This is a genomic window from Roseburia inulinivorans DSM 16841, assembly GCF_000174195.1.
Taxonomy (GTDB): domain Bacteria; phylum Bacillota; class Clostridia; order Lachnospirales; family Lachnospiraceae; genus Roseburia; species Roseburia inulinivorans.
Map to the genome: position 1 here is coordinate 44,790 of NZ_ACFY01000154.1, position 24,179 is coordinate 68,968.

28 protein-coding genes and 1 pseudogene are annotated in these 24,179 nt (G+C 40.2%); 3 read left to right on the forward strand and 26 right to left on the reverse strand.

The window, feature by feature from the left end:
- Window positions 1-103: 103 nt before the first annotated feature.
- On the forward strand, window positions 104-343 hold the full coding sequence (locus ROSEINA2194_RS16270; protein ID WP_007889981.1) for a hypothetical protein: 240 nt from the start codon (window positions 104-106) through the stop codon (window positions 341-343).
- A 92-nt stretch (window positions 344-435) separates the two neighbouring features.
- Here ROSEINA2194_RS16270 and ROSEINA2194_RS16275 read toward each other — a convergent pair whose 3' ends face one another.
- Entirely contained in the window at window positions 436-1,485 is a 1,050-nt protein-coding gene (locus ROSEINA2194_RS16275; protein WP_007889982.1) for a tyrosine-type recombinase/integrase, read from the reverse strand.
- A complete protein-coding gene (locus ROSEINA2194_RS16280) occupies window positions 1,482-2,228 on the reverse strand; it encodes a tRNA 2-thiocytidine(32) synthetase TtcA (protein ID WP_007889983.1) in 747 nt (248 codons plus the stop codon). The genes ROSEINA2194_RS16275 and ROSEINA2194_RS16280 overlap by 4 nt, the downstream gene beginning before the upstream one ends.
- Window positions 2,229-2,410: 182 nt before the next feature.
- Here ROSEINA2194_RS16280 and dtd point away from each other — a divergent pair, with 182 nt between their 5' ends.
- Window positions 2,411-2,860 carry a D-aminoacyl-tRNA deacylase gene (gene dtd / locus ROSEINA2194_RS16285; RefSeq protein ID WP_007889984.1) on the forward strand — a complete coding sequence of 150 codons (450 nt, stop codon included), beginning with the start codon at window positions 2,411-2,413 and terminating at the stop codon, window positions 2,858-2,860.
- Between the two features lie 189 nt (window positions 2,861-3,049).
- On the opposite strand, the gene ROSEINA2194_RS16290 is transcribed toward dtd, so the two are convergent.
- The 11 genes and pseudogenes from ROSEINA2194_RS16290 to ROSEINA2194_RS16340 form a co-directional block, all read right to left on the reverse strand.
- Window positions 3,050-3,895, reverse strand: a complete 846-nt coding sequence (locus ROSEINA2194_RS16290) for a plasmid recombination protein (protein ID WP_007889986.1) — start codon at window positions 3,893-3,895, stop codon at window positions 3,050-3,052.
- Between the two features lie 8 nt (window positions 3,896-3,903).
- Complete coding sequence (locus ROSEINA2194_RS16295; RefSeq protein ID WP_007889991.1) at window positions 3,904-4,152, reverse strand: hypothetical protein; 249 nt, start codon at window positions 4,150-4,152, stop codon at window positions 3,904-3,906.
- A 193-nt stretch (window positions 4,153-4,345) separates the two neighbouring features.
- Window positions 4,346-5,821, reverse strand: a complete 1,476-nt coding sequence (locus ROSEINA2194_RS16300) for a P-loop NTPase family protein (protein ID WP_172727157.1) — start codon at window positions 5,819-5,821, stop codon at window positions 4,346-4,348.
- Window positions 5,822-6,786: 965 nt separating this feature from the next.
- Window positions 6,787-7,416 (reverse strand): cytidylate kinase-like family protein, encoded by a 630-nt coding sequence (locus ROSEINA2194_RS16305; protein ID WP_007889995.1) that lies wholly within the window; start codon window positions 7,414-7,416, stop codon window positions 6,787-6,789.
- A 155-nt stretch (window positions 7,417-7,571) separates the two neighbouring features.
- Window positions 7,572-8,483, reverse strand: a complete 912-nt coding sequence (locus ROSEINA2194_RS16310) for an RluA family pseudouridine synthase (RefSeq protein WP_007889998.1) — start codon at window positions 8,481-8,483, stop codon at window positions 7,572-7,574.
- Window positions 8,484-8,533: 50 nt separating this feature from the next.
- Window positions 8,534-9,047, reverse strand: a pseudogene (gene lspA, locus ROSEINA2194_RS16315) (signal peptidase II).
- Window positions 9,031-10,131 (reverse strand): 3-dehydroquinate synthase, encoded by a 1,101-nt coding sequence (gene aroB / locus ROSEINA2194_RS16320; RefSeq protein WP_044928584.1) that lies wholly within the window; start codon window positions 10,129-10,131, stop codon window positions 9,031-9,033. Before aroB ends, lspA begins: the two are co-directional and overlap by 17 nt.
- A gap of 15 nt (window positions 10,132-10,146) precedes the next feature.
- Window positions 10,147-10,896 carry a YlmH family RNA-binding protein gene (locus ROSEINA2194_RS16325; protein WP_007890005.1) on the reverse strand — a complete coding sequence of 250 codons (750 nt, stop codon included), beginning with the start codon at window positions 10,894-10,896 and terminating at the stop codon, window positions 10,147-10,149.
- A gap of 11 nt (window positions 10,897-10,907) precedes the next feature.
- Entirely contained in the window at window positions 10,908-11,420 is a 513-nt protein-coding gene (locus ROSEINA2194_RS16330) for a cell division protein SepF (protein ID WP_007890008.1), read from the reverse strand.
- A gap of 64 nt (window positions 11,421-11,484) precedes the next feature.
- Window positions 11,485-12,180, reverse strand: coding sequence for a YggS family pyridoxal phosphate-dependent enzyme (locus ROSEINA2194_RS16335; protein ID WP_007890012.1), 696 nt, complete (start codon window positions 12,178-12,180; stop codon window positions 11,485-11,487).
- Window positions 12,181-12,207: 27 nt separating this feature from the next.
- The gene (locus tag ROSEINA2194_RS16340; protein ID WP_007890023.1) at window positions 12,208-13,605 is read right to left on the reverse strand and encodes a biotin/lipoyl attachment domain-containing protein; all 1,398 of its coding nucleotides are present in this window, start codon (window positions 13,603-13,605) and stop codon (window positions 12,208-12,210) included.
- A gap of 130 nt (window positions 13,606-13,735) precedes the next feature.
- Between ROSEINA2194_RS16340 and ROSEINA2194_RS16345 the strand changes: the two genes are divergently transcribed.
- Window positions 13,736-13,948: a DUF378 domain-containing protein gene (locus ROSEINA2194_RS16345; protein WP_007890027.1), complete on the forward strand. Its 213-nt coding sequence runs from the start codon at window positions 13,736-13,738 to the stop codon at window positions 13,946-13,948.
- Window positions 13,949-14,030: 82 nt separating this feature from the next.
- On the opposite strand, the gene ROSEINA2194_RS16350 is transcribed toward ROSEINA2194_RS16345, so the two are convergent.
- The 13 genes from ROSEINA2194_RS16350 to radC form a co-directional block, all read right to left on the reverse strand.
- Window positions 14,031-14,453 (reverse strand): cupin domain-containing protein, encoded by a 423-nt coding sequence (locus ROSEINA2194_RS16350; RefSeq protein ID WP_044928588.1) that lies wholly within the window; start codon window positions 14,451-14,453, stop codon window positions 14,031-14,033.
- Between the two features lie 98 nt (window positions 14,454-14,551).
- The gene (locus ROSEINA2194_RS16355) at window positions 14,552-15,538 is read right to left on the reverse strand and encodes a D-alanyl-D-alanine carboxypeptidase family protein (protein WP_007890033.1); all 987 of its coding nucleotides are present in this window, start codon (window positions 15,536-15,538) and stop codon (window positions 14,552-14,554) included.
- On the reverse strand, window positions 15,522-15,917 hold the full coding sequence (locus ROSEINA2194_RS16360) for a methylglyoxal synthase (protein ID WP_007890035.1): 396 nt from the start codon (window positions 15,915-15,917) through the stop codon (window positions 15,522-15,524). Before ROSEINA2194_RS16360 ends, ROSEINA2194_RS16355 begins: the two co-directional genes overlap by 17 nt.
- A gap of 17 nt (window positions 15,918-15,934) precedes the next feature.
- Window positions 15,935-17,038 carry an FtsW/RodA/SpoVE family cell cycle protein gene (locus ROSEINA2194_RS16365; RefSeq protein WP_007890038.1) on the reverse strand — a complete coding sequence of 368 codons (1,104 nt, stop codon included), beginning with the start codon at window positions 17,036-17,038 and terminating at the stop codon, window positions 15,935-15,937.
- Entirely contained in the window at window positions 17,017-17,235 is a 219-nt protein-coding gene (locus ROSEINA2194_RS16370; protein ID WP_007890042.1) for a cell division topological specificity factor MinE, read from the reverse strand. Before ROSEINA2194_RS16370 ends, ROSEINA2194_RS16365 begins: the two co-directional genes overlap by 22 nt.
- Window positions 17,236-17,268: 33 nt before the next feature.
- Window positions 17,269-18,075, reverse strand: coding sequence for a septum site-determining protein MinD (minD, locus tag ROSEINA2194_RS16375; protein WP_007890047.1), 807 nt, complete (start codon window positions 18,073-18,075; stop codon window positions 17,269-17,271).
- 21 nt (window positions 18,076-18,096) lie between these two features.
- On the reverse strand, window positions 18,097-19,386 hold the full coding sequence (locus tag ROSEINA2194_RS22310) for a penicillin-binding transpeptidase domain-containing protein (RefSeq protein WP_007890053.1): 1,290 nt from the start codon (window positions 19,384-19,386) through the stop codon (window positions 18,097-18,099).
- Between the two features lie 163 nt (window positions 19,387-19,549).
- Entirely contained in the window at window positions 19,550-20,518 is a 969-nt protein-coding gene (locus ROSEINA2194_RS22315; RefSeq protein ID WP_252832685.1) for a penicillin-binding protein 2, read from the reverse strand.
- A gap of 104 nt (window positions 20,519-20,622) precedes the next feature.
- Window positions 20,623-20,928, reverse strand: coding sequence for a hypothetical protein (locus ROSEINA2194_RS22320; protein WP_007890055.1), 306 nt, complete (start codon window positions 20,926-20,928; stop codon window positions 20,623-20,625).
- Window positions 20,921-21,439 (reverse strand): rod shape-determining protein MreD, encoded by a 519-nt coding sequence (gene mreD, locus ROSEINA2194_RS16385; protein ID WP_007890056.1) that lies wholly within the window; start codon window positions 21,437-21,439, stop codon window positions 20,921-20,923. The genes ROSEINA2194_RS22320 and mreD overlap by 8 nt, the downstream gene beginning before the upstream one ends.
- Before the next feature lie 15 nt (window positions 21,440-21,454).
- A complete protein-coding gene (mreC, locus tag ROSEINA2194_RS16390; protein WP_007890058.1) occupies window positions 21,455-22,312 on the reverse strand; it encodes a rod shape-determining protein MreC in 858 nt (285 codons plus the stop codon).
- A 50-nt stretch (window positions 22,313-22,362) separates the two neighbouring features.
- Window positions 22,363-23,379 (reverse strand): rod shape-determining protein, encoded by a 1,017-nt coding sequence (locus ROSEINA2194_RS16395; protein ID WP_044928608.1) that lies wholly within the window; start codon window positions 23,377-23,379, stop codon window positions 22,363-22,365.
- Window positions 23,380-23,459: 80 nt separating this feature from the next.
- A complete protein-coding gene (gene radC / locus ROSEINA2194_RS16400; RefSeq protein ID WP_007890061.1) occupies window positions 23,460-24,152 on the reverse strand; it encodes a RadC family protein in 693 nt (230 codons plus the stop codon).
- Between the last annotated feature and the right edge of the window lie 27 nt (window positions 24,153-24,179).

The window sequence follows — 24,179 nt, forward strand, 5'->3', positions numbered from 1 at the left end:
ATTTAAATATTGTTGATAGAAAGCAAATATCATCAGGCAGATAATAATACTAAAGAAAACAAAAAATTGTTTTAAAATTTAAAGAATGTCTGGTGATTAGTTTATGATGAGATTATGGAAGTATGTAGATGCAAAAAAATTAGATAACAAAAGCAAAGCAAATATTTTTTTGATCATGAATATTATATTGTGGTCAGGTATCGCTTTTCTGCTCAGCTTTGTCGCAGGTGTATTCTGTGGATACAGTGCTGAATGGGTGGAGTGGACAGTGATCATTACAGGCTATGCAGGAATCGGAATCGGATTCTTTGGAGGAGTTATTTATTATATGCGTCAGGCATAAGGATATTTGTCCGGTTACACAAGAATGCCCAGTCAGGTTTGCAATACAAAATCAGTATTGACAAATCAGGCTGGGCATATTAATTCATTTATCTACGGTTCACGAAGCTTCACATATTTCGCAGCACTTCTGCGGCGGTCATCATCAATAGCAGCATAGTGCTTTCGTGTGGTATTTACATCTTTATGACCTAGCACATCAGCAACAAGATAAATATCGCCTGTTTCGCGGTATAGCGATGTGCCATAGGTACTGCGCAATTTATGCGGGGTAATATGTTTTAGGCTTGTTACGAGTTTTGAATACTTATTTACCATTTTCTCAACAGAGCGCACGCTGATCCGCTTGTTTTGCAAAGACAGGAAAAGTGCATTTACACTGCCATCTGCGGCAGTGATTTTCTGTCGTTCGACCATATATTCCATCAGGGCAGATCTTACTTCTTCACCAAAGTAAACAACAACTTCTGCGCCTCCTTTACGGTGAATTTTGATTCCATTATTTTTAAAATCAACATCATCCATATCAAGACCGACACATTCTGAAACACGGATTCCGGTTCCAAGCAGTAATGTCATCATGGCAAGATCTCTTGTCTTTGTTTTTTCGTGGAATTTCTGCTGTTTTTCTGTGAGACTTTCCCCTGATTCCACCTCATCCAGCAGGTTTGCAACTTCATCGATATCTAACCGCGTGATCGTTTTTTCATGGATCTTTGGCATATCTACCTTCACTGCCGGATCCTGTCCGATCATCTCATTTTTATATAAATACCGGTAAAAGGATCGGAGAGAAGCAAGCTTCCGTTTTAGTCCGCGCTCATCATTTGTATGTTCCACACCATCTTTTTCATAATATTTCAGATAGGAGAGATATTCTTCAATATCCATGGGTGCTAAATTGCCCAAAACAGACAGAGGTATTTCAGTGATATCCTTTTTTGAGCATAATGGATTATTTTCATGCAGATAGTCAAAAAAACAATTCAGATCATATGCATACGCAATCCGGGTACGGGAAGAAGTAGTAGGTTCAATACCAATAAAAAATTGTTTACAATACGGCGGCATTTTCTGGAGCAGATTGCGAAGCAATGTCTCATTTTTCACATTTACTTTTTCATAATAGGCCTTTTCTTTCATTGATGTCCCTTTCTTTCGTGTTCTGTTTTTTCTGGCCAGCCGGGAATATTTCCATCCAAAATGGCGGTAAACATTCTCTTTTTAGCACCCGGGTGATCCAGATTGATCTGTCGTACCAGATCTTTTGCATATTGACGTTTTGTGACTCCATCGACAGGACACGGATTTTCCACTACCGGAAGATTGTATTTATTACGAAAACCTTTGACCTCAGCCTCCGATACATACATCATTGGCCGGATCACAGTCAATTCCATACGGTCTAAAAAAGTGACCGGGGAAAAAGAGTAAAATCTGCCCTCAAAAATCATGGATAAAACCATCGTCTCGATCATATCATCCATATGATGCGCATAGGCAACCTTATTGCATCCCAATTCCTTAATTTTCTGGTTCAGTGCACCTTTGCGGAGTTTTGCACAGAGAGAGCAGGGTGACGCCTCATTTTTGTCATTGAAAATGATTTTTGTGATTTCAGTGGAAACGATATGATATTCAACCTGTAAATGTTCACATAATAGTTTTACCGGTGTCAGATCAAAGCCTTCATAACCCAGGTCTACCGTAATTGCGATCAGGGAAAAAATTTTCGGATAAAACCGCCTCAAATTTGCCATTGCATACAAAAGAGTGAGAGAGTCTTTTCCACCGGAAATTCCAACTGCAATTTTATCGCCTTCCTGGATCATCTGATAATCGTCCATGGCTTTTCTTGTTAAACTCAGTAATCGTTGTAAGTCCATTTCTAATTGCCTTTCTAAAATAAAAGACTGTATTTCAACACTGAAATCTATTATAATAAATTTGTATGCAAATTACAAATGAATCACTCATTTGGCTTTCAAAACCTGTAGGATTCAATTCCCACAACATTTATATGTAACTAAATTGCGTACAATTCATTATCAAAGGAGATTTCGCACACATGAAATTTGTAATACAGCGTGTTACAAACGCATCCTGCACCGTAGAGGAAAACATCACCGGAAGCATTCAAAAGGGTTTTCTTGTCCTTATCGGAATATCAGATCAGGATACCATACAGATTGCTGATAAAATGATCAAAAAACTGCTTGGAATGCGTATTTTTGAAGATTCTGATGGAAAAACAAATCTGTCCCTGCATGATGTAGACGGAGAATTGCTGTTAATTTCCCAATTTACATTATATGCAGACTGCAGGAAAGGAAACCGTCCATCCTTTACAAACGCAGGAAAACCTGATATGGCAAAACAAATGTACGAATATATCATTGATCAGTGCAAAAAAGAAATTCCGGTTGTTGAACAGGGAATCTTTGGCGCTGACATGAAAATTTCGCTTTTAAACGATGGACCATTTACAATCATATTAGATTCTGCTGAAATATGTTAAACCCTTGAAAACAAATGGCTGCAAAGGATTTTATAATATTTATTTTATCATCCGCTGGTGACAGCATTGTGGCTCTGTAAATCTATTTATTCGCAAAACACAAGTTTAACGAATAGTTGGCTTATTTCAATGTGTTTTCCCGGGGGTTTTGATTCCCGGTTCAGACTACGTTCCGCAACGGCTTTTTTATCAACGCTCAAAATCAAAACCATCGTCATAATCAAGTTCTAATTCATCAGTGACGTTGTTGATTCGATTTTGTTCATTTGCAATAAAATCCTTTAAGTCTGCATTTTTCTGTGTTAGATTTTCCAGATTTTCAAGTTCCATTTCCTGTGATTTCAAAAGCTTATTAATTTTACCTTTGAGTTTCATAGTCTCGTTGAAGCATTTACTGTAATTACTTTTGACCGTCTCAAAATCTTTTGTCTTGGAATCCAACGCAGTTCTGAGACTTTCATTCTCCATTTTGAGATTCTCATTCTCAGTTTTGAGACTGTTATTCTCGGAACGCATGTCTTGCAACTCGCTATCTAACTCCATCATTTCCATCTGATTTTCTGCCATTTTATCCGTCTGTTTTATAATCGTTTCTCTGTTCGTGTCAATCATTTTGTTCTGGGTGTCTACGACACGCTGTAATTCATTTCTAGCTATATTTGTTTCGCTTTTGAGTTCCTCTACACTTTTGTGTTGTGGGTCTCTGTACGTCCGAAATGACACTCCGAACTCTCTAAGACACATATCGTCTACCACTTTTGTTGCTCTTGCCAGATTCGCTTTTGTCATAAATGCCTTGCAATTCACTCCCTTGCCCTCGACAAATGGAGTTGCAACGCCGTGTGCGTGTACTAAGGATGTACACTCTTTATGCAGTTTAGGGTCATAATACTGATGGACTTCGTCAACGTGAATCTCCATGCCATGCCAGTTTTTCTCTCCAAAGTATTCTTTCATGCAGTCGTTGACCTTGTTAAAAAACTCCTTGGTTCTGCCTTGTTCTGTGACTTCTTCAGGACACGGAATGTTTACCATTAACGCTTCTACTCTGTCCTTTTTAAACGCTTTGGTGGGAGAACTGCGTCGACTTCCTTAAGTCGTTTCTCTGCATTGTCAACAGCTTCTGCATAACTGTTACAACCCACGTAGAAATTACCGGGAGACAGTTCCGGGTTTATATTCTCATTGCTGTGATTACGGTTGTCATTTTCATCTCCATGTCTGTCCATGTGTAAAGTTTTTACGATTTTCAATTTTCGGATTCCAATTTTTTCCAAGTGTGTGCTTGCCATAATTTTAGGTCTTCCTTTCTGTTCTAAGTTTTTGATAACCTAAATATGGTGTATACGCACACCCATAAACTTCGTTTAGGTGTACCTCCTTATACCTTAAGTTGGTCTGCGCTACGCTTGACCCCCTTAAGGTACTCGTCGCAAGGGGATTCCCCTTGACCCCTTTTTCCGGGATTCCGCACCCCCGGGGATTTTATTTACCGGGTGTCCATACCCAGTTCTTTGCTTTCTCTTCCGAAGTCTGAACATCCTCTTTTTTCTTTCCGTAATTTTTAAATTCATCCGGGATGTCCTCGACGTCCTCAATCTTTTTAATATCGTTATCCTTTAACTTTATCACACTGTCTAAGACTGGTTTTGTCATATCCACGATTACAACCTCTTTTGCTTGTCCTGCAAGTCTCTGACTGACTTTCGCAAATGACCCGACCAAACCGTTATAACTTATGTACTCCATATATTCTCTTGTTCCGTTGAATACACCTTTATTAAATAATAAATCGTAATCATCTTCACGAAGACACATGATAATCGGAAATCGCCTATATGCTTGAGAACTGTCTTCACCGCTGTGCATAACTCCTCGTTTATCTACATATGCCCCGGCGAGACCATCTAAGAATTTATTATAAGGTTCAATTCCGTTGATGATATTAATTGGGTTTGTAAGACGGACAGAACCGAATTTAATGTTATGTCTTGCGTCTGTTGGGTGAGGGTCTAAAATATCGAATAACTCGTTTCGTTCGAATCTCTGAACCAGGTCTGTACTTCTACAGTCGTTCCAGATAATAACTGGTTCTCCATCGTACCCCTCAAAACTTGTATTCGCACCGCCTGCTTCGAAATATGCTTTCTCCATGTCTGGATATAAAACATGTGCAATAGCTTTTGAAGCCGTGTTTTTACCAATTCCACCGGCACCGTCCAGATAGATATTTATTCTTAAATCCGGCATTTTGGCAAAAGCTGCAAGGTATTTAGACCGGCATTTATCAAGAAAAGTCATATCTTTTAAATACGCATCTTCATTTTCTGCAATAACTTCTGAAATACTCATGCCCTCATAAGCTACCTTGTGGCGATAATAATCTTTAGGAGATTTATTACCATATCTAGCTTCCCGGATATCAGCTTCATCAATCATTGCCCGGAAATCGAAATTCGCAATGACTTTCTCGTCTGGATACCGATGTTTTCCTTTTGCCTGTTCTTTTTCCGATTCGTGTGTAAGATAGCGAAGTAAATCCACGAATGTAAGCTGTCCGTCTCTTTCTCCTTTTCTGTATCGTGCTCCGTCTACATACTGAACCGGTATTCCAAGCCAGTCCGCAACTGTTTCCAAATCTGTATTTCTGTCCGTTCTGAAAACCACATGAAAATGCGGTGGTTTCTTATCCCCAGCTTTTTTCCAATGGTTTTTCTTCACGTATTCTTCGAGAGACGTTTCTTTCTTTTCCTCTTCTGATAACTTCTCGTATTCTTTCTTACAGCGGTTCAAATCGTTCTCTTCGTCTTCCTCGTCGAAATCCTCTTCATCGTGGAGAATGTAAGCGAGTAACTTTATTGTTCTCCGGTCGAAAAGACTTTTAATCTGTTCCTCTGTAATTAAAACCTCACCAGTTATCGGATGTTTACAATACTGCATAATGTTAAACACTTTTGGCATAACCATTTACCTCGTTTTTCTTTCGATTTGAGCAGTCAGATACCGAAAATGTACCTTGGATTTCGAAAACGTACCTTGGTGTACCTTGACCCAAAACACAAGCCCTATTTTGGGTCAAGCCTTATAAATAGCGGGTTTGAGAGGTATGACGTACCCACGTACCTTGGGTTTTCAAATATTTCTTTTCTCAAAATGTACCTTGGTCTTTTATCATTTCCAAAGTACGTCTCTGCTCGGTACTTAATATGGTTTTCGCCGGTGCAGACTAAGAACGATTATGGTATTGTATTGTGTCTAGTTGGAATACAACTTACCGTAATTGTTTATTCTGCGTATTCAATTAAATATATTTTATATGCGATTCTGTCGTTAACAGTGCTAAAGTTCTACGATTCAAAGCCCTCTGTTAACGATTTGAAGCGCATAATAAGCCCTAACGGGCGGTCAACATAGGAAGTTTGTCTGGTTGGTTTAAAAGCTTAATTTGTCCGGTTAAAGGGATAATCTATATCGGCTGTTTTTAAGTACGCTGTCTACAACTGCTCTCACGTATTCGGTGTTGCGGTTCTACCCTCGTCGCTCAACTATCTCGTTAAACTTGGAGTTTTCCGCAATCTGGCGACCCGTTCCGACCGGAGTGAATCCGGTCTCCACCGCAAGACTGTTCCGTTCGGTCGGTCAGAAATGCTGAACCCAGTCTGTAGACAGAAAAAGAGAGGGACAGAAGAATCATTTCTTCTCTCCCTCTCTGCACGACGGTCTGCGCAACGTCCACCGGACGTTACTCCGACTTTCGGAAAACCGGGTGAGTTTAACGAATAGTTGGCTTATTTCAATAAGTTTCCCAGGATTACATTCCCAGATTCAGACAACGTTCCGCAACGGCTTTTTATCAAAAATCCCTCATGGAGTTTTCCATGAGGGATTACACATTTCAATTCAGATTATAAACTTCATGATTCATTTTATTTCATTGCATCCATCAATTCTCTGAACTTCAGGATCATTTCCACGCAGTTATCAGTGCCAAGCTTACCAGCATCAAGAGAAAGATTATAACTCTTAGAATCTCCCCATTTCTTGCTTGTATAATAGTTATAGTAGCTTGCACGCTGTTTATCCGTCTTATTGATGATATCTCTGGCTTTATTCTCTGTAATATTCAGATTCTTGCTGACATTTTTGATACGTACATCCAAGTCTGCATGAATAAAAATATTGATACAATCAGGGTTATCAGATAATGCATAATCTGCACAGCGTCCGACAATCACGCAGGATTCTTTTTCTGCAATTTTCTTGATCGTTTCAAACTGCGCCAGAAAAACTTTGTGATTTAATGGCATATCCAAAAACGGTGCTGCAGAATAACCACTGACAGAATATGTATCCATAACTAAAGAATATAAAAAACTGTTTGTCGGTTTTTCGTCATGGTTCTCAAAGATCTCTTCACAAAATCCGCTGTCTTTTGCAGCCTGCTGTAAAAGTTCTTTATCGTAAAGCTTAATACCAAGCTTTGCAGCAAGTTTTTCACCTACTTCTCTTCCGCCGCTGCCAAATTCTCTACCGATCGTATATATTTTATTTGCCATATCAATCCCACCTTTACGCAAGTTTTTTATTTATCTTTATTATAGCGTATTTATCAAAAATTGGAAAGATTTATTTTAAATTTTCTAACATTTTTCCATAATATTGTAACTGTAAAAACTTCTTGTCCATTTATATCAAGATAATGCGTAGTATTTTAACGTAAGTCACGTAGTATTTTTTCAAAATATTCCGGCAATGGTGCAGAGATTTCCATGTATTCTCTGGTTCCTGGATGAATAAATCCAATGGTCATGGCGTGTAATGTCTGTCCCTGCAATTTATAGGGACTTTTTCCATTGGAATAAAGCGTATCTCCTAATAATGGGTGCCCAATACTTGCCATGTGAACACGGATCTGGTGCGTTCTTCCGGTTTCTAACTTAAATTCCATGTAAGTATATTTATCAAAACGCTCTAAGACTTTATAGTGTGTGATTGCATCTTTTCCATTTTTTTCATTGATGGCCATTTTCTTGCGGTCAACCGGATGTCTTCCAATCGGAGCATGGATCGTTCCCTCATCATCCCTGACAACGCCATAGACGATTCCCCGGTATCTGCGGTTTACACTGTGTTCTTTGATCTGTTCTGCAATAAAAACATGACTCTCATCATTTTTGCAGACAATCAGAGAGCCTGTGGTATCCATATCAATACGGTGTACGATTCCCGGACGTATTTCTCCGTTGATACCGGAAAGACTATCCTTGCAGTGATACATAATCGCATTGACCAGTGTGCCACTGTAATGACCTGCTGATGGGTGCACGACCATTCCCTTCGGTTTATTGACCACTAAAAGATCATCATCCTCGTAAAGAATGTCCAGCGGGATATCTTCCGGAAGAATCTGTGTCTCTACAGCATCCGGGATTTCTACCGTCACCAGATCTTCGGTTTTTAGCCGGTAATTTGCCTTCTGAACCTTGTCATTGACAGAGACATTTCCATCTTTAATTAATTTCTGAAAAAAAGAGCGCGATTGCTCTGGAAAAAGGATACTTACATACTTATCCAGACGCTCGCCCTCATATTCGTATTCTACTTCAAATGTTTCTTTTTGCATATCACTGATCCTTATTTTTCAGCAGGTCTGCATATTTGCTGTGCAGAACGTTAATCATGAAAAATTTTATTATAGTCCTCCTCTTTATAATAAAACAATCCGAGAATGATCATTGCAAACGCTGCGACTGTCACATATATATCCGCTACATTAAAAACCGGAAAATCGATCAGTTTAAAATAAAAGAAATCGACCACGTAATTGCGGAAAACACGGTCAATAAAGTTTCCCAATGCTCCGGCAAAAAACAGGATACAGATACCGTCCATCGGACGGAACTTTTTCTCGTCTGGAATACGTTTCAGGTAAAGATACGCGATCAGACAGAGTACGATCAGCGTAAAAAACACAAAAAAAGATCTTCTTTCCCTGTAAGATTCCAAATGCAGCTCCACGGTTTTCCAGATAATGTAACTCAAAAACTCCATCCCAGATCACGAATGGCTGTTGATTCATTAATCCATGGATTGCCATTAATTTTGTGACCTGATCGATCACGATCAGAATGACCGACAGGATGATTCCTGTCAGTGCTTTTTTTAAAGTATTAGTTTTCTTTTCCATAAATATAAAATATTCCTTCCAAAATCTGTTCATCGGTCAGATTTTTTTCAATATAGGCATCTCCCGGTGTCTTTAACAGGATAAACTTAATCTGGTTTCCAACCATTTTTTTATCCAGCTTCGTTGTTCTTAATACATCATCCGGATTCTGTCCGGATACACGGATCAGAAGTCCAAAATGCTTTAATGTCTCCTCGATAAAAGAAAGCTGCTCTTTCGTGAGATTTCCCTGTTGACAGGAAATATAAGAGGCTGCAATCATGCCTAGTCCTACACAGACACCATGTGACAATCCAAAATCCGAAAGCTTCTCCACAGCATGTCCGATGGTATGCCCGAAATTAAGCAGCGCACGTTCCCCCTTTTCCTTTGGATCACGTTCAACCACATCCCGTTTGATCAGACAGCTCTGATAGACCATTTCCTCCAGAGTGTTATAATCTAATGCGAGAATTTCTTTCTCATGTTCATTCATCCACAGAAAATAATCGTGGTTTCTGATCAGACCATGTTTTAAAATCTCTCCAAAACCAGAGATAAGCTGGTCTTTTGGCAATGTTTTTAAAACATTTAAGTTCATATATACAAGTTTCGGCTGATAGAAGGCCCCGACCATATTCTTATACTGCATAAAATCAACACCGGTCTTGCCGCCAATGCTGCTGTCAACCTGGGAAAGAAGTGAAGTCGGTACCTGGATAAAATCAATGCCGCGCAGGTAGGTTGCTGCTGTAAATCCGGTGAGATCACCTACAACGCCTCCGCCTAATGCAATCATAAGATCATGCCGGTCAAAATGATTCTGTATTAAAAATTCATAAACACCATTGACGGTATCTGTATTTTTGCTCGCTTCCCCCGCCTGAAATTCATAACAGAAAATCTGTGGAAAGCTTTTTGTTAAGATATTTTTCACAGTCTCTGCATAAAGTTTTGCAACATTCGAATCTGAAATAATACAGATTTTCTGGTCAGCCTGATATCCAAGCTGCTTTAACTCCTCTGCCAGCCCCTGAAAGGAATCTGTCAGTTTGATGTGATAGATCACTTTTCCATCTAAAGTTACCGGTAAATCTTTTGCCATAACGATAGCCCTCACTTATCCATATAATTTATAGCGAACTTTCATTCTTCCTTTGTTTGTTTCGCCCATCTCCCGCTCAAAAACAAAACGGCCATAACCACGCACCGAGATAATATCTGCTTCCTTACAGCGATAGGATGGATTCTGAACACATTTGCCATTCACAAATACTTTTTCCGCCTTGAAAAATTCCAATGCCTGGCTTCTGGAAAATTTGTAGACACATGCGATCATGCTGTCTAAACGGTTCGAAGTGATGATTCCATCTTTTTCTTCAAATTTCTGCTGCTGTCCTAACGCATCTGCTGACACAGGAGATAGCTTTACAACTGTATGACGTATTTTATCAAGATTCTCCATAAAATAAGGCGCCATACTCTCCTCACAGATTAAAAAATATTTGTCCTCACAGATTACAATATCGCCTAATTTTGAGCGGTCAACACCAAGATTCATCATAGAACCTAAAATATCCCTGTGTCCTAATTTTTCTGCAAACTTTGGATAAGATGGAACAATCTCAAGATATGCAATTGGAAACTGCCACTCATAATAAAGAGCATCAGGTATAAATGCAACTATCTGACGCTCTGCAAAAGGAACACCTCCAGAAGCTTCTGTCTTTGTCTCAAAAAACTTTTCGTTCTGGTGGTAAATATTCAGTTCATTTAAATTAAGGAAATCGCTGAATAAAACGATTCCCTTTCTATTTGCCTGTCTGGATAAATCTATTAACTTCTTTTTGCAAAGTTCCTGCTCATTCATAATGTCGTTCTCTACAGTCCTCTGGTCGTATCAAAAGAGTCTACAATATTCAGGAAATCACCTGAAATATCAACCGCTGCCGGAGTGATAATGAAAATGTAATTCGAAATCTTCTGAAGATTTCCGCTGATTGCAAAGCAGGAACCAGAGGTAAAGTCAATGATACGCTGCGCAATCTCTACATCTAATCCCTCCACATTCAAAACAACTGTGCGGTTGTTTAACAATGTCTCCGTGATCTCTCTTGCATCCTCAACAGATGTCGGTTTGATCACACATACTTCCATACCAGCGAGATTCTGCTGTTTTTTGGACGGACGGATCGGTGTGACTTTTGGAGTGGTCTTTACCGGTTTTTCTTTGTAATCATCGGTAAAAGTATCCTCTTTTTCACGTTTCTTAAAAGAAGATTTTGGTTTTACTTCTTCCTCTTCGTCATCATAATCATAGTCTTCATTGTAAAAATCGTCATCGTCATCCGGATTCAAACGCATCACATTTAAAAATTTATCAAGAAAACTCATTTTTTGCTGCTCCTATTAAACTGATTTTAAATTCTGCTTCTTTCTCTTACTGGTATCCGGTGCATTATTGTTTGTTGTAATTGCGTGCTCCAAAAATTCCAGTTCCGACACGAACCATGGTAGCTCCCTCTTCGATTGCCACCTCGTAATCGCCTGTCATACCCATAGACAGAATTTCCATAGATACATTATCTATGTTTTTCGCAGCGATGTCAACAGATAAATCTTTTATTTTACGGAAATACAACCGGTTATCCTCTGCATTTTCCACGTATGGCGCGATGGTCATAAGTCCTTTAATGCGGACATTTTCCAGTTCTGCGATCTCTTCCACTAACTGGATCGCATCTTCCTCGGAGATACCGAACTTGGATTCCTCATGCGCAATATTTACCTCCACAAGGATCGGAACAATGATATTTTTCTTCTTTGCCTGAATATTGATCTCCTCTGCCAGACGGTAGGAATCAACAGAATGGATCAGTGCAACCTGTCCGACAATGTATTTTACTTTGTTTCTCTGCAGATGTCCGATCATATGCCATTTGATATCCTTTGGCATTTTCTCGATTTTATCGCAGAGCTCCTGCACTTTATTTTCGCCGAAATCCCTGATATTTTCATCGTAAATTTCCTGAAGCATCTCAATTGGTTTTGTTTTACTGACAGCGATCAGCGTCACTTCTTCTCTCTTTCTTCCTGCGCGGTCACACGCTTCCTGTACACGTTCTTCTACATTTTTTAAATTATCTTTTAACATTTGATTTTATCTCCTTCGCCGTTGTCTTTATTTGATCAGCTGATTTTCATCAATCTTTGTCCCATCTAACGCAATATGGTCGTATAATGCGATGCCATAAGTTGTACCTGTCTTTACGATCGTATATTCCTCGTTCTGATATAAAACATCAATCTGCTTGAATACAGCATAACCCTTGTTAATGTTGTAAACACCCTGTAACGATGCAGTGTCTGTACCAACACGATACGTCTCACTGGAATCCTGTTTCTGCAGGATATCCCCGGAGGACACATACTCACTGTCGATATAATAGGTATCGTCTGTCTCATAATAAATGGTTGGTGTCACAAATTCCGTGGTACTTTTTCCGTCCTTGTCCGTGCGTTCCACCAGAATTCCCTCATCGCTGGAATCCCCGCCTTTTAAGAAAAAATCGATTGGAACGGTGTAAAACTCTTTCTCGGTGATCGCGGAATTTGGAATTTTAAGACCGGTTTCTTCGGACAGTAAAAGTTCAATCTCCACATAGCGCTCTGACGCATATCTAACCATAGCACTTTTCAGTGAGAGGATCAGATACTGCTGTCCATCACGCCCGACAATGGAATAAGTCGCGTAGGCTTCTTTTGCATCTTTTAAAAAGCGGATCTTAATTGTATCGTCATCTTTTAATGATTCCGCTGTTGCATCCGGCACTGGAACAATAATATTCCAATATTCGCTGTCGATCAGCTTGTACTCAGGTGAACCGGCCTGGATAGCCGGGTTTGTTTTCAAATCGTTTTTGGAATAATTGGATTCGTCAAACATTGCGGCCGTAAAATTATCAACCGTAACATTTTCAAATCCGTCCGTATAATAAGTTACGATTCCTGGCACATCTGTGATCACTTTATGAAATGTATTATTGTTCTCCGCAGAAGCAACATAATCCGAGATATCATTTAAGGCGTTTACACTCAATGCCTCACTCAGAGATGCATTGACATTGTCCTTAAAGCTGTATACCTGATAATAGTTTTTTCCATCATAGGCATATAAAAAGTCATTGATGGTTTTCTCAATTTCTGCAAGGTTCTCACTGTCGATGGTACTTCCATCCTGGCTGGCCTCGTTGATCATGTTCGAAACGTCTCCATTCTCATCAACGGAGCAGACCAAATCGCCGTAGGCTACTTTGGAACCCTCTTTTACATAATAATTCACTGCACCGGAATAATCTGAATTGATGATTTTTTCATCGCGCAGGATCAGACCATTGTATACATTATTGACCGCAATGGTTCCCTGCTCCACCTCATAAACAGAAATATGTGTCTCTGTCAGATAACTGAACACATTAAATACCAGATAAATAAAGATGATGACAAATATAATGACACCAATATTAAAATTCATTGGTTTTCTATATTTCACAACATTTTTGTTTTTCTTCAATTGCATAACCTGCCTTGTTTTTCTCACTTCCGCTCATTATAGCATTTTTTACAGGGCAAAACAATGCGATTCATGTATAAAAAACGGTTTCACAGGAAAAAATAAACAAAAAGATGATATCAAAGGAGATATACTCATGAAAACAAATTGGTTGGATTATACTTTACTGACATTGGTGATCATTGGTGCCATTAACTGGGGACTAATCGGATTCTTCCGCTTTGACCTTGTTGCATTTCTGTTTGGAAATCTTTCATGGCTTTCCCGCATTGTCTATGCGCTGGTAGGTATCGGTGGTCTTTACACGATCAGTCTTTATGGAAGAATTAAAAGTGGAGACGAAGCTTAGAAAAAGGTTGAGCTGTTTTGTATGCAAAAAAGGTTGTTGCACTAAATCAAGTTAGCGCAGCAACCTTTTAATAGCAAAGTAATTATAGGGAAATGACAATCTTTGCTTTTGCACACTCAGGTAATTTGGACTCATCTCTTGAAACACTTAAGATAAACTTCACATTGTATTTCTCACTGATGATGTCGAGTTTTTCAATTGCATGCTGGATCTCGTCATCCGTCTCAGCAAATGCAATTGTAAGGAAACTATCAAGATACATCTCTTCCAGATCGTGATCCTGTGAAACGATTCCGCATAAGAATCCAAGGAACTCATCACAATTATCAATTGGATAATCCATCACGTTGATGAGACGAACCTTGTTATTCAGTTCGTACATATGCTTCTGGCTTTTGTCCAGATAAACAATGTTTCCGGATGCGGTTGCAACAGAATGATTTACTTTGGCTAATAATTCTTTGGTCTTACCCTTTCCTTTTTCGCCTGCAATAATTTCTATCATTGTCATTTCCTCCTTATATTCCCTGTTTTATGTATTTTGAATAAAAACAGTAGGTTTTATAAAACAATTATAGTACATATGCACATAAAATACAACTGTTAATTCGCAAAACCACTGAGCATTTCATTCATGAGAAGATAAAGGTTTGACTTTCCGTCTGCTTTTAAAACAATGGAGACGATCGGCTGTCCGGAAGCATTATAAGAATACAGTACCAGACAGTATCCGGCAGCTCCTGTTGTTCCGGTCTTTCCACCTACGACAGTGATCCCTTCCGGCGCTTTTTCCTTACCGGTGAGGTACTGATTTGTATTCTCCCATGTTTTCTCTACGCCCGCACCATTCACATCTGTGTATACAACATCATAACTCATCGTACTGATGATATCGAGAAACGTCTGATCCTGCACTGCATTCTGGAAAATAAGGTAGAGATCATAAACGGAGGTATAGTGATTCTCATCCGGAAGTCCGTTTGGATTGACAAAATGGGATCTTGTAGCACCCATTGCAAGTGCCTCCTGATTCATCATATCTGCAAAACCTTCCACACTTCCGCCGATATGCTCTGCAATCGCAATTGCAGCATCGTTTCCACTCTTTAACATCATGCCATATAAGAGATCCTTAAGCTGCACCACATCACCTGCTTTTAAACCACAGACAGAAGAATCGGAAGCCTGATTTGCAGCATTTTCACTGACGGTCACATAATCTTCCAGATTTCCGTATTTTAAGGCGATATATGCAGTCAGAATCTTTGTTGTGCTGGCAGGATATAATTTTTCATAAATATTCTGTGCATAAGTCACGGTATTAGTTGCAAGATTGAAAGTTCCTGCCCCTTCTGCAACCTGGGAATCTGTCGTATCGTTTCCAATGTTCACATCATCTGCCACACACAGATTCTGAGAAAAATAAGTTTTTTCTGACCCGGCTCCCTCGGAGGCCAATCCATAATCTGCCGATGTGCTGTAGATATCATATGGATTGTCGTAACTTACTACGGTCTGTCCGCACCCGGACATAAAAACAGCTGCTATGCCACACAGACACAGCAGTCTCATTTTATTTATACATTTCACGCCACTCTAAATCTCCTCTGTCTAATGCTCGAATCAAAAGTTCGGCAGTGGCAAGGTTCGTTGCCAAAGGAATATTATGTGTATCACATAATTTCACAACATTATTTACATCCGGTTCATGAGATTTCGGAGTAAGTGGATCTCTTAAGAAAATGACAAGATCGATCTCGTTATGTTCAATCTGTGCACCAAGCTGCTGGGAACCACCCAGATGTCCTGCCAGATACTTATGAACATTGAGATTGGTCACCTCCTCGATCAGTCTTCCGGTTGTTCCGGTTGCATAAAGTTCATTCTTCGAAAGAATCCCTCTATATGCAATGCAGAAGTTCTGCATTAATTTCTTTTTTGAATCATGCGCAATAAGTCCAATGTTCATTATGCGGTTACCTCCTGTCAATATTTTTTCGGCTGTAGTCCAACGTTCAACACAAGCCCCACCCCTATATATAATGATAAAAGCGACGTAAGACCATAGCTGACAAATGGAAGCGGCAAACCGGTATTCGGAAGCACCCCACTTGCAACCCCAATGTTAACCAGGCTCTGAAAGCCCACCAGTGCAGCAAATCCACAGCAGATCATTTTTCCTGCGGTATCTTTTGCTTTTCTAGCAATTAATATACACTCAATCGTGATGAAAAGCAATAAAATTATAATGATAACCGTACCGATAAATCCAAGTTCTTCCCCCGCTACCGCAAAGATAAAATCTGTCTGGGGTTCCGGGATAAAGTTACCGTTTTTTACCGAAGTGGCATCTGTATTATTCAGCCCTTTTCCCCACAGCTGGCCGGAACCGATCGCCATGATGGAATTCTGCTGCTGGTAAGCATCTGCCGGGTAATCATCCGGGTAAAGCCATGCCATAACACGTGTCACCTGATAACTTTTGATAAACGGAAGTTTGTCCTGGATCAGCAACGTAAACATTATCACTGCTGATGGAATACTGACAGCCAAAACACCTGTTACTATTTTATAACTTAATCCCGCAACAAACAAGAGGGCAGCAAAAATTAATGCGGTAACAATTGTCGTTGAGAGATCCGGCTGCTTTAAAATAAGGGCAAGCGGTATGCCTGCGAGTACAAATGACAAGATCAGTACCTTCGGTGTATTGATTTTCTCTTCATGCTTCATAAAAAAGTAGGCGAAAAACAGGATAATTAAAATTTTTGCCAGTTCAGAAGGCTGGAAACGGAATGAGCCGATCTCAAACCAGCGCTGTGCGCCACCGGCATCATCACCGGCAAACATAACGAGCAAAAGCACACCGATCATGAAAAAGTAGATCAGCCAGGAAAACTTCAAAATAAAGTTATAGTCGATCAGGGAGAGCATCACCATGATCGTAAGCCCGGCGATCATACCCAAAATCTGCTTACTCTGCACCGATGGCTTGGCACTTCCGATCAGAAGGATTCCGATCACATTTAAAATCATCACATACATGACCAATATGAACTTATAATTTCTCAGTTTGTACTGTTTAAACATTGCAATTCTCTCTTTTTGTATTCTTTTAAAATGACTTTTATCTCAATATTCTCAGGTTCTACATCCACATACTTCGTGATCACATTTCCGATGTCGCGCCGTATGTATCCCATCGTTTCTTCGTCTAAAATGTTGTTTTCATAATGGATCATACATTTTAAACGTTCTTTTGCGGCAGTTACAGATTGTTCTCTCATTTTTTCTCCATTTCTGCTATGCACAAAAGTCAGCTATGAATTGATGGTCTGCTTTGCAGGCTTGTTCCAGAAGAATCCGCGGAAACGGTGTTTTTCCTGAAGAAAATCCGGGATTGGAACCGCTTCCCCCACAAGGCGTCTGCAGATGTTCTCATAACATGTCTGGGAAGTGCCTTTCTTTCCCATCATGCTCTCACCGTGATTCTGGGAAATGATAATATGTTCATCTTCCAGTACCACACCCAGAAGTTCCGTGTTCAAAAGTTCGCAGATATCGGAAATCTGAAGCATGTTTCCCTCTTTTACCAACTGTTTCCGAAATGAATTGATCAGCAGATAAGTGGAGATATCTTTTTTCCTTCGGAGCAGGCGCAAGACACAGTCCGCATCATGGACGGCCGCCACCTGTGGCGTTGTCACAACGACTACTTTATCTGCCGCGCAGACGGCAAGGTCAAAGCCGCTGTCAATTCCTGCCGGGCTATCCACAAGGATATAATCATACGACTCCTTTAATTCCTCCATGAGCGTCTGCATCGCCTCTATCGTGATTGGCGGATGCTCCCGCACACATGCAGATGGAATGACTGAGAGGTTCGGATATCTGCGGTCTCTTATGACAGCCTGTTTCACTCTGCATTTTCCTGTGAGGACATCGACCAGATTATATACAATCCGGTTTTCAAGTCCCATCACAACATCGAGATTGCGAAGCCCGATGTCCGTGTCAATCAAAATTACTTTTTTCTCTAATAGTGAAAGTCCAACTCCGACGTTCGCTGTGGTAGTTGTTTTGCCAACGCCGCCTTTTCCTGACGTGAAAGTGATCACTTCACTCATGAAGTAAGACCTCCTTTTTACTTAGTCATTAAAGCTGTTTGATGACTCACCTACATTTTCTGCCTGACCGTTCAGCAGTTCCTCAGCATCCTGAACATCAAAATAGTAAGAAAATACATTCTTGGCATATTCAGCAGCATTATGTGATGTATAACCGAATGCGATACGAGTTGCGATCGATATCTCAGGATCACTGTACGGCGCATATCCGACGAACAACGCATGGTTTGGACGGTTTAGACTCTGCTGTGCGGTACCGGTCTTACCTGCAACCTCAATTGGGAAATTATCAAATGTAGACAGATTTTCCACTACCATACGTATTCCGGTATGAATGGCATTCCATTGTGTGGTATCTAATACATCCACCGTATTTCTTACTTTTGGCTCAAAGGTTTCCAATGTATTGCCATCGGAATCACATACTTTGCTCAACAATGTGTATTCATATACATTTCCATCATTTGCAATGGCAGATACATATCTTCCAAGCTGGATGGTCGCATAGTTATTATTACTCTGTCCAATCGTTGCCATGACCGGGTATTCATCTGCAATCTGCGGATCGTTTTCCTCAATCTCCACGCCCGTTGTCTCATCTAATCCAAGAAGCGATGCGTATTCCTGAATTTTGGAAATACCAGCCGCATCATCATAGGATGTAGAAAAATTATTCGTTGCAAGACGATAACCAACATCATAAAAGAAGTAGTTACAGGAATCACGGAGTGCCTCAGATACATTGATCAGTCCATGCGTGTAACCGTGATTTAATGCCCAGCATCGCGGATGGTTGCTGATATTTTCATACACACCCTTGTCCATGATCTGTGTCGTCGGTGTAATCACACCTGTGGCAAGACCTGCAACCGAGGATACCATTTTGAAAGTAGATCCTGGTGCGGTGCGTTCCTGCGTTGCATAGTTATAAAGTGGCTTGGACAAATCCGTGTTGAGACTTGCAAAATAATCTGCATCAACCGTATTTGCAAGACGGTTGTTATCATATCCCGGATAACTTACCAATGCCAGCAGTTCTCCGGTTTTTACATCCGTGATCACACAGGAACCGGAGCATGGATCCAATGCAAGCTGTGCCGGTGTGATCTCAATATTCTTGATCTTATCCTTTAAAAAGCTGACCGGACTGACTGCATTCGATTCCAGGGAACTGATCTCCTCTGCATCGTAGGCAAGTACTCCCTGATCGTATAAGATCAGACACAACTGTTTCCCAGAAACAGATCCTGCCTTAATGAGATACTCATAAATAATTTTGGAAAATCCGGTATCTGTGGCAATGTCATCCATAATATAATCGCACAAAGCATCGTAGATTTCTGTCGAATCCGAGTACTTCTCATCAATTGTAAACTGTGTGATGTCAATCCAGTTCTGCGCGATCGCATGGTTTAGGTATTCCTGGGCACTGATCGTACCACTCTGCCACTCCTGATATACCTCATCCGTTTTATCAATTGATTTCTGCAGAAGGATTTTTTTTCTCCTTCAACTGGTTGATAATATAAGTAAAATAATCCTGATCTTCCTCTCCGAGTGAACCAAATGCTGCCGGGGATGCCCCCTTCAACTCGCTGGTCACAGACGAGAGGACGGTCTGCTGTCTGCCGGAGAAAATATGCATGACAGCTTTTTCATTTTCGGTTGCTTTTTCATCTGAAAAATGTTCAATATCGATCACATTATTATTTACCAGTGCGAAATAAACGTCAGTGATCGGGATATTCATCTCAGAACCGGAACTTTCAATATTGGAATATACAATACCTGCGATCTCCTGCTCTAACAGATCATATGCAGCAATCTGTAAGTTCTTATCGATCGACAGATAAACATCATTTCCGGCAGAAGGTTCCTCGCGTTCCAAAACCTCCACCGCTTTTCCAAGATAATCGACATAAAGCTTTTCATAGCCTTTTGTTCCCTGCAGGGACGCATCCATCACCTGTTCAATACCGGCTTTTCCGACCACGTCGTTTAAAGTATAGTTGTCGTTATCCGCAGATAAACTCTCGTACTCTTCGGTAGAAATTTTTCCAGTGTAGCCGATAATCGATGCAAAATATTCAGCATCATTGTATTTACGGATCGTATCGTCAATGACTTCCACACCCTGAAGCTTTGATGTATTCTCACTCACGTAAGCAACAGACTCCTCAGAGACATCGCTTGCGATCGTGGTAGCAATATATTTCTGATAGCTGTTTTCAGACATTGCATAGCGCACCACTGTGATTTTATATGCCATATCTTCAGCATAATCTTCACTGATTCCAAAACGTGTCACTTTCAGATAATCCATAACCTGGTCAGCAGTCGCTTCCGCCTGATTGTAACCAAGTTTTTTGTCATACTTCAGATCAGAATAAGATGCCTGACCGAAAACATCTGCAAGAAAACGTTTTAATGAACTTCCGCTCACAGTGAATTCGTAATTTCCATTATCGTTCACTGTAATTTTAAAATTATTGATAATGTCATCCCCATTTTTTTCCAGGGCAGTAATGATATCAGCAATTTCTGCATTTAAAAGTTTATTTTTTCTTTGGTAGAATCATAGGAACCATTATCCTCGATCGTAATGGAATATGCGAGTTCATTGTAGGCGAGCACTTCACCATTGCGGTCTAAAATATTTCCTCTGGTACTGTTTAACGTACGTTCCCGGACAATCTTTAACGTGTAATTGTCCTGGTATTCTGCGCCCTTTATGATCTGAAGCTGGAACATCCGGAAAATCAGCACAGAAAACAAAAGAACCATCACGGTTGCTGCGACAAGCAGTCTCGATCTGAAGATCGTACGGAAAAACTCTTTGATATTATCAAACAAATTTTACAGCGCTCCTTTTTTCTATTGTTTCAAGTTTCTGGTTAATTTTTAAAATTATAAAATATAAGAAAATGGTCACAACCATTGTATATACAAGTTCCGGTATCATGATATTTAACAGATAGTATAAAATATCAAACTTTCCACGGAATAAAAATAACAGGAAATAAATGATCAGACTGCATGAAAAATCGCTGACTGCGATCAGAAGCATCGGCAGTTTGATATCTTCCGGGTAAAACATTTTCCGGAAAAATCCGTTGAAATAGCCCACATACATATAAAGCAATGCGTAGAATCCCAGAATACTTCCTGTAAAAACATCTAAAAGAAGTCCTGTGAAAAAGCCAATCCACAGTCCTTCTTTTTTTCCTCTCATAAAACCAAATGCAGAGACAACAACAATCATCAGATTTGGAGAGATTGATGCAAAAGAAAGTGCCTGAAATACGGTACTCTGCAAAAGGTAACAAACTGCTATGATTAAAAATACAGTTATTTTTCTTCGCATGTCATCCTCCCTGATTTAATTTTCCACCGTCTGTTTCTTGTTCAAAATGACAAGTACTTCTTCGATATGCTCAAAATCAACCGCCGGTGTAATGGTTCCTGATTTAGTCAGATTATTGGAATCTGTCTCGATCGAGCTGATATATCCAATTAAGATTCCCTGCTGATAATTGTAAGAAACCGCGGAAGTGACCACCGGATCATTGATGGAAACTTCATTGTCTTTGTCATTTAAATTATTGAATTCGATCACCATATCTTCATTCATTTTCTGCAGACTTCCGGACACGATCAGGTTATCCGAAGTGGTCGTAACCATTCCGCTGACTTTGCTGGTATCGTTGATGATCGATGTCACCTTGGCATAATTTGGTCCGACATCTGTGACAATTCCAACAAGTCCGCTTCCTGCCATAACATTCATATCCACTTCAATTCCATCATTACTACCCTTATCGATTGTAAAAGTATTAAACCAGTTTCCACTGTTTTTTCCGATTACATTCGCTGCAACTTTCTCATAACTCGGGTATTTCTGATCGAGATTGTAAAGTTCCCTTAAGTTGTCTAACTCGTACTGCTCCAGTTTAATTGTATTCAGTTCTGTTGTCAGTTCATCTACCTGATTCTGCAGATCCTCATTCTCTGCCATGACATCACTTAAGTTTTTCAGATTTACCGCCTTGTCGGAGATCCAGGTGCCAACTTTATTGATTCCCTCCTGCATTGGCACAAAAACATAACCGGCTGCCGCATTCAGCGGACCACCGGATATATTTAAAGTAAAACTTAATAACATGATGATAATACATACCCCTGACATGATCAGAAGAAGGTATCTTGCAGGAAGAAAAAATTTTGATTTTCGTCTCATTCCATTCCTCAATTTCTAACAACGTATGCAGGTGTATCCTGCATTACATTCTATTTTAAGATTTTATTTTTCATGCTGAACGCCAGATGTTTGTACTTCTGGTCACTTACAATCTTCACCAGTCCACGGACAACGCACTCTTCCGGCTCCTCACAGGTGTTGATCTCAATGCCGGTGATATCTTTGAACAACTGGCTCAGATTATGTATCTGGGAGCTTCCACCGGTAATGTAAATACCGGAATGGATAATATCTTTTGCAAGCTCCGGTGGAGTTTTCTCTAAGATCATCTTGATGGAATTACAGATGCTGTTTAAGTTATCCTTGATCGCCTCGTAGACAACCTCCCCTGTGATCTCCATCTCAATCGGAAGTCCACTTACCACATCACGTCCTACAATGACCATGGTTTCTGTATTTCCAGGAATACCGGAACCAAGCTTCTCTTTTAATGCCTGTGCGGTCTTCTGACCAATCACAAGATTATAGGTTCTCTTCACATAAGTAATGATCGATTCATCAATCCGGTTGCCTCCGAAATGCAACAGATCACTCAATACCAGTCCGCCGAGGGAGATGACAGAAATTTCTGTTGTATCTGCACCGATGTCCACAACCATGATACCGGTCGGCTCATTGACATCTAGTCCAAGGCCAACGGCATCCGCAATTGGTTTTTCACATAAAAGGACACTCTTTGGTTTTAATTTACTCTTGTAGAACATCTCAAAGAACGCTCTCTTTTCTACATCTGTAATATCAGTTGGAACCGCAACGATAAATTCAGCGCCCCGGATTTTTCCCTTCATATGCTCTTCTAAGTACATCTGGAGCATGGTCTGAAGATTATTAAAATCAGCGATTACTCCACTGATCACCGGGAATGTGACATTGATCGTCTCCGGTGCTTTTTCATACATTGCATAAGCAGCATCACCATAAGCATAAATCTGGTCTTTTTTTACCAGAGCTATGGTATTCTTCTCATTTAATATTTTATTGGAAGTCTTGCAGTAAATCTTCATATTGCAGGTTCCAAGATCAATTCCATATACGTTGCTGTTCATTTTCTTCTCCCTTGTGTTGTTTTCCATAATCAAAGAATCCGTTGTAGTTTCACGGAGTATTTCATAACGGTAACTTCCCATTATGTGAGATACCCGGCTTCCCGGTAACTGAAGTAAGTACGGTCACCTATAATAATATGATCTGACAGCGCAATGCCTAATAATTTTCCGGCTTCTGCGATCCTTGCAGTCACTGTATTATCCTCTCCGGAGGGAACTGCCCTGCCGCTTGGATGATTGTGTACCATCACAATGTGTACTGCCTTTTTCTCCAATGCACAGATAAAAATCTCTCTCGGCGGAACAATCGAGGAACTGACACTTCCTGTTGTGACAACAGAGTCTCCCAGCCATTTACATTTGCTGTCAAACATGCAGACGATCAGCTTCTCCTGCTGCTCGTGCCTTAGCTGTTCCATATAATACTCTGCAACCGTTGCTGCGCTCCTCATCTGAATACCCTCAAAATGTCTGGTATTGGCAATCCGCGTGGAAAGTTCCGCAATGCATTTTAACTGCATCGCGATCACATCTCCGATTCCGTGGATCTTTTTCATTTCATCGTAAGACATCTCATAAAGATTCATGAGGTTTCTGTCTTTCTGTGATAAAAAACTTCTTGCCACATCCACGGCAGTCATTTTACTGCTTCCTGATTTGATCACGATCGCTAAAAGTTCTGCATCGCTTAACGCTGTTGCACCGTATTTCCAGAACTTCTCATATGGTCTTTCGGATTCCGGTAATTCTTTTGTTGTGAATGAGTGATTCATAAATTCCTTTCACTCTCCCTGAAAGTG

What these genes read in the sequence shown, in the direction of transcription:
- ROSEINA2194_RS16270 (WP_007889981.1), top strand. Translation starts at nt 104, where the DNA reads ATGATGAGATTATGGAAGTATGTAGATGCAAAAAAATTAGATAACAAA.
- ROSEINA2194_RS16275 (WP_007889982.1), bottom strand. Translation starts at nt 1,485, where the DNA reads ATGAAAGAAAAGGCCTATTATGAAAAAGTAAATGTGAAAAATGAGACA.
- ROSEINA2194_RS16280 (WP_007889983.1), bottom strand. Translation starts at nt 2,228, where the DNA reads ATGGACTTACAACGATTACTGAGTTTAACAAGAAAAGCCATGGACGAT.
- dtd (WP_007889984.1), top strand. Translation starts at nt 2,411, where the DNA reads ATGAAATTTGTAATACAGCGTGTTACAAACGCATCCTGCACCGTAGAG.
- ROSEINA2194_RS16290 (WP_007889986.1), bottom strand. Translation starts at nt 3,895, where the DNA reads ATGGTAAACATTCCGTGTCCTGAAGAAGTCACAGAACAAGGCAGAACC.
- ROSEINA2194_RS16295 (WP_007889991.1), bottom strand. Translation starts at nt 4,152, where the DNA reads ATGGCAAGCACACACTTGGAAAAAATTGGAATCCGAAAATTGAAAATC.
- ROSEINA2194_RS16300 (WP_172727157.1), bottom strand. Translation starts at nt 5,821, where the DNA reads ATGCCAAAAGTGTTTAACATTATGCAGTATTGTAAACATCCGATAACT.
- ROSEINA2194_RS16305 (WP_007889995.1), bottom strand. Translation starts at nt 7,416, where the DNA reads ATGGCAAATAAAATATATACGATCGGTAGAGAATTTGGCAGCGGCGGA.
- ROSEINA2194_RS16310 (WP_007889998.1), bottom strand. Translation starts at nt 8,483, where the DNA reads ATGCAAAAAGAAACATTTGAAGTAGAATACGAATATGAGGGCGAGCGT.
- aroB (WP_044928584.1), bottom strand. Translation starts at nt 10,131, where the DNA reads ATGGCAAAAGATTTACCGGTAACTTTAGATGGAAAAGTGATCTATCAC.
- ROSEINA2194_RS16325 (WP_007890005.1), bottom strand. Translation starts at nt 10,896, where the DNA reads ATGAATGAGCAGGAACTTTGCAAAAAGAAGTTAATAGATTTATCCAGA.
- ROSEINA2194_RS16330 (WP_007890008.1), bottom strand. Translation starts at nt 11,420, where the DNA reads ATGAGTTTTCTTGATAAATTTTTAAATGTGATGCGTTTGAATCCGGAT.
- ROSEINA2194_RS16335 (WP_007890012.1), bottom strand. Translation starts at nt 12,180, where the DNA reads ATGTTAAAAGATAATTTAAAAAATGTAGAAGAACGTGTACAGGAAGCG.
- ROSEINA2194_RS16340 (WP_007890023.1), bottom strand. Translation starts at nt 13,605, where the DNA reads ATGCAATTGAAGAAAAACAAAAATGTTGTGAAATATAGAAAACCAATG.
- ROSEINA2194_RS16345 (WP_007890027.1), top strand. Translation starts at nt 13,736, where the DNA reads ATGAAAACAAATTGGTTGGATTATACTTTACTGACATTGGTGATCATT.
- ROSEINA2194_RS16350 (WP_044928588.1), bottom strand. Translation starts at nt 14,453, where the DNA reads ATGATAGAAATTATTGCAGGCGAAAAAGGAAAGGGTAAGACCAAAGAA.
- ROSEINA2194_RS16360 (WP_007890035.1), bottom strand. Translation starts at nt 15,917, where the DNA reads ATGAACATTGGACTTATTGCGCATGATTCAAAAAAGAAATTAATGCAG.
- ROSEINA2194_RS16365 (WP_007890038.1), bottom strand. Translation starts at nt 17,038, where the DNA reads ATGTTTAAACAGTACAAACTGAGAAATTATAAGTTCATATTGGTCATG.
- ROSEINA2194_RS16370 (WP_007890042.1), bottom strand. Translation starts at nt 17,235, where the DNA reads ATGAGAGAACAATCTGTAACTGCCGCAAAAGAACGTTTAAAATGTATG.
- minD (WP_007890047.1), bottom strand. Translation starts at nt 18,075, where the DNA reads ATGAGTGAAGTGATCACTTTCACGTCAGGAAAAGGCGGCGTTGGCAAA.
- ROSEINA2194_RS22310 (WP_007890053.1), bottom strand. Translation starts at nt 19,386, where the DNA reads ATGGATGACATTGCCACAGATACCGGATTTTCCAAAATTATTTATGAG.
- mreD (WP_007890056.1), bottom strand. Translation starts at nt 21,439, where the DNA reads ATGCGAAGAAAAATAACTGTATTTTTAATCATAGCAGTTTGTTACCTT.
- mreC (WP_007890058.1), bottom strand. Translation starts at nt 22,312, where the DNA reads ATGAGACGAAAATCAAAATTTTTTCTTCCTGCAAGATACCTTCTTCTG.
- ROSEINA2194_RS16395 (WP_044928608.1), bottom strand. Translation starts at nt 23,379, where the DNA reads ATGAACAGCAACGTATATGGAATTGATCTTGGAACCTGCAATATGAAG.
- radC (WP_007890061.1), bottom strand. Translation starts at nt 24,152, where the DNA reads ATGAATCACTCATTCACAACAAAAGAATTACCGGAATCCGAAAGACCA.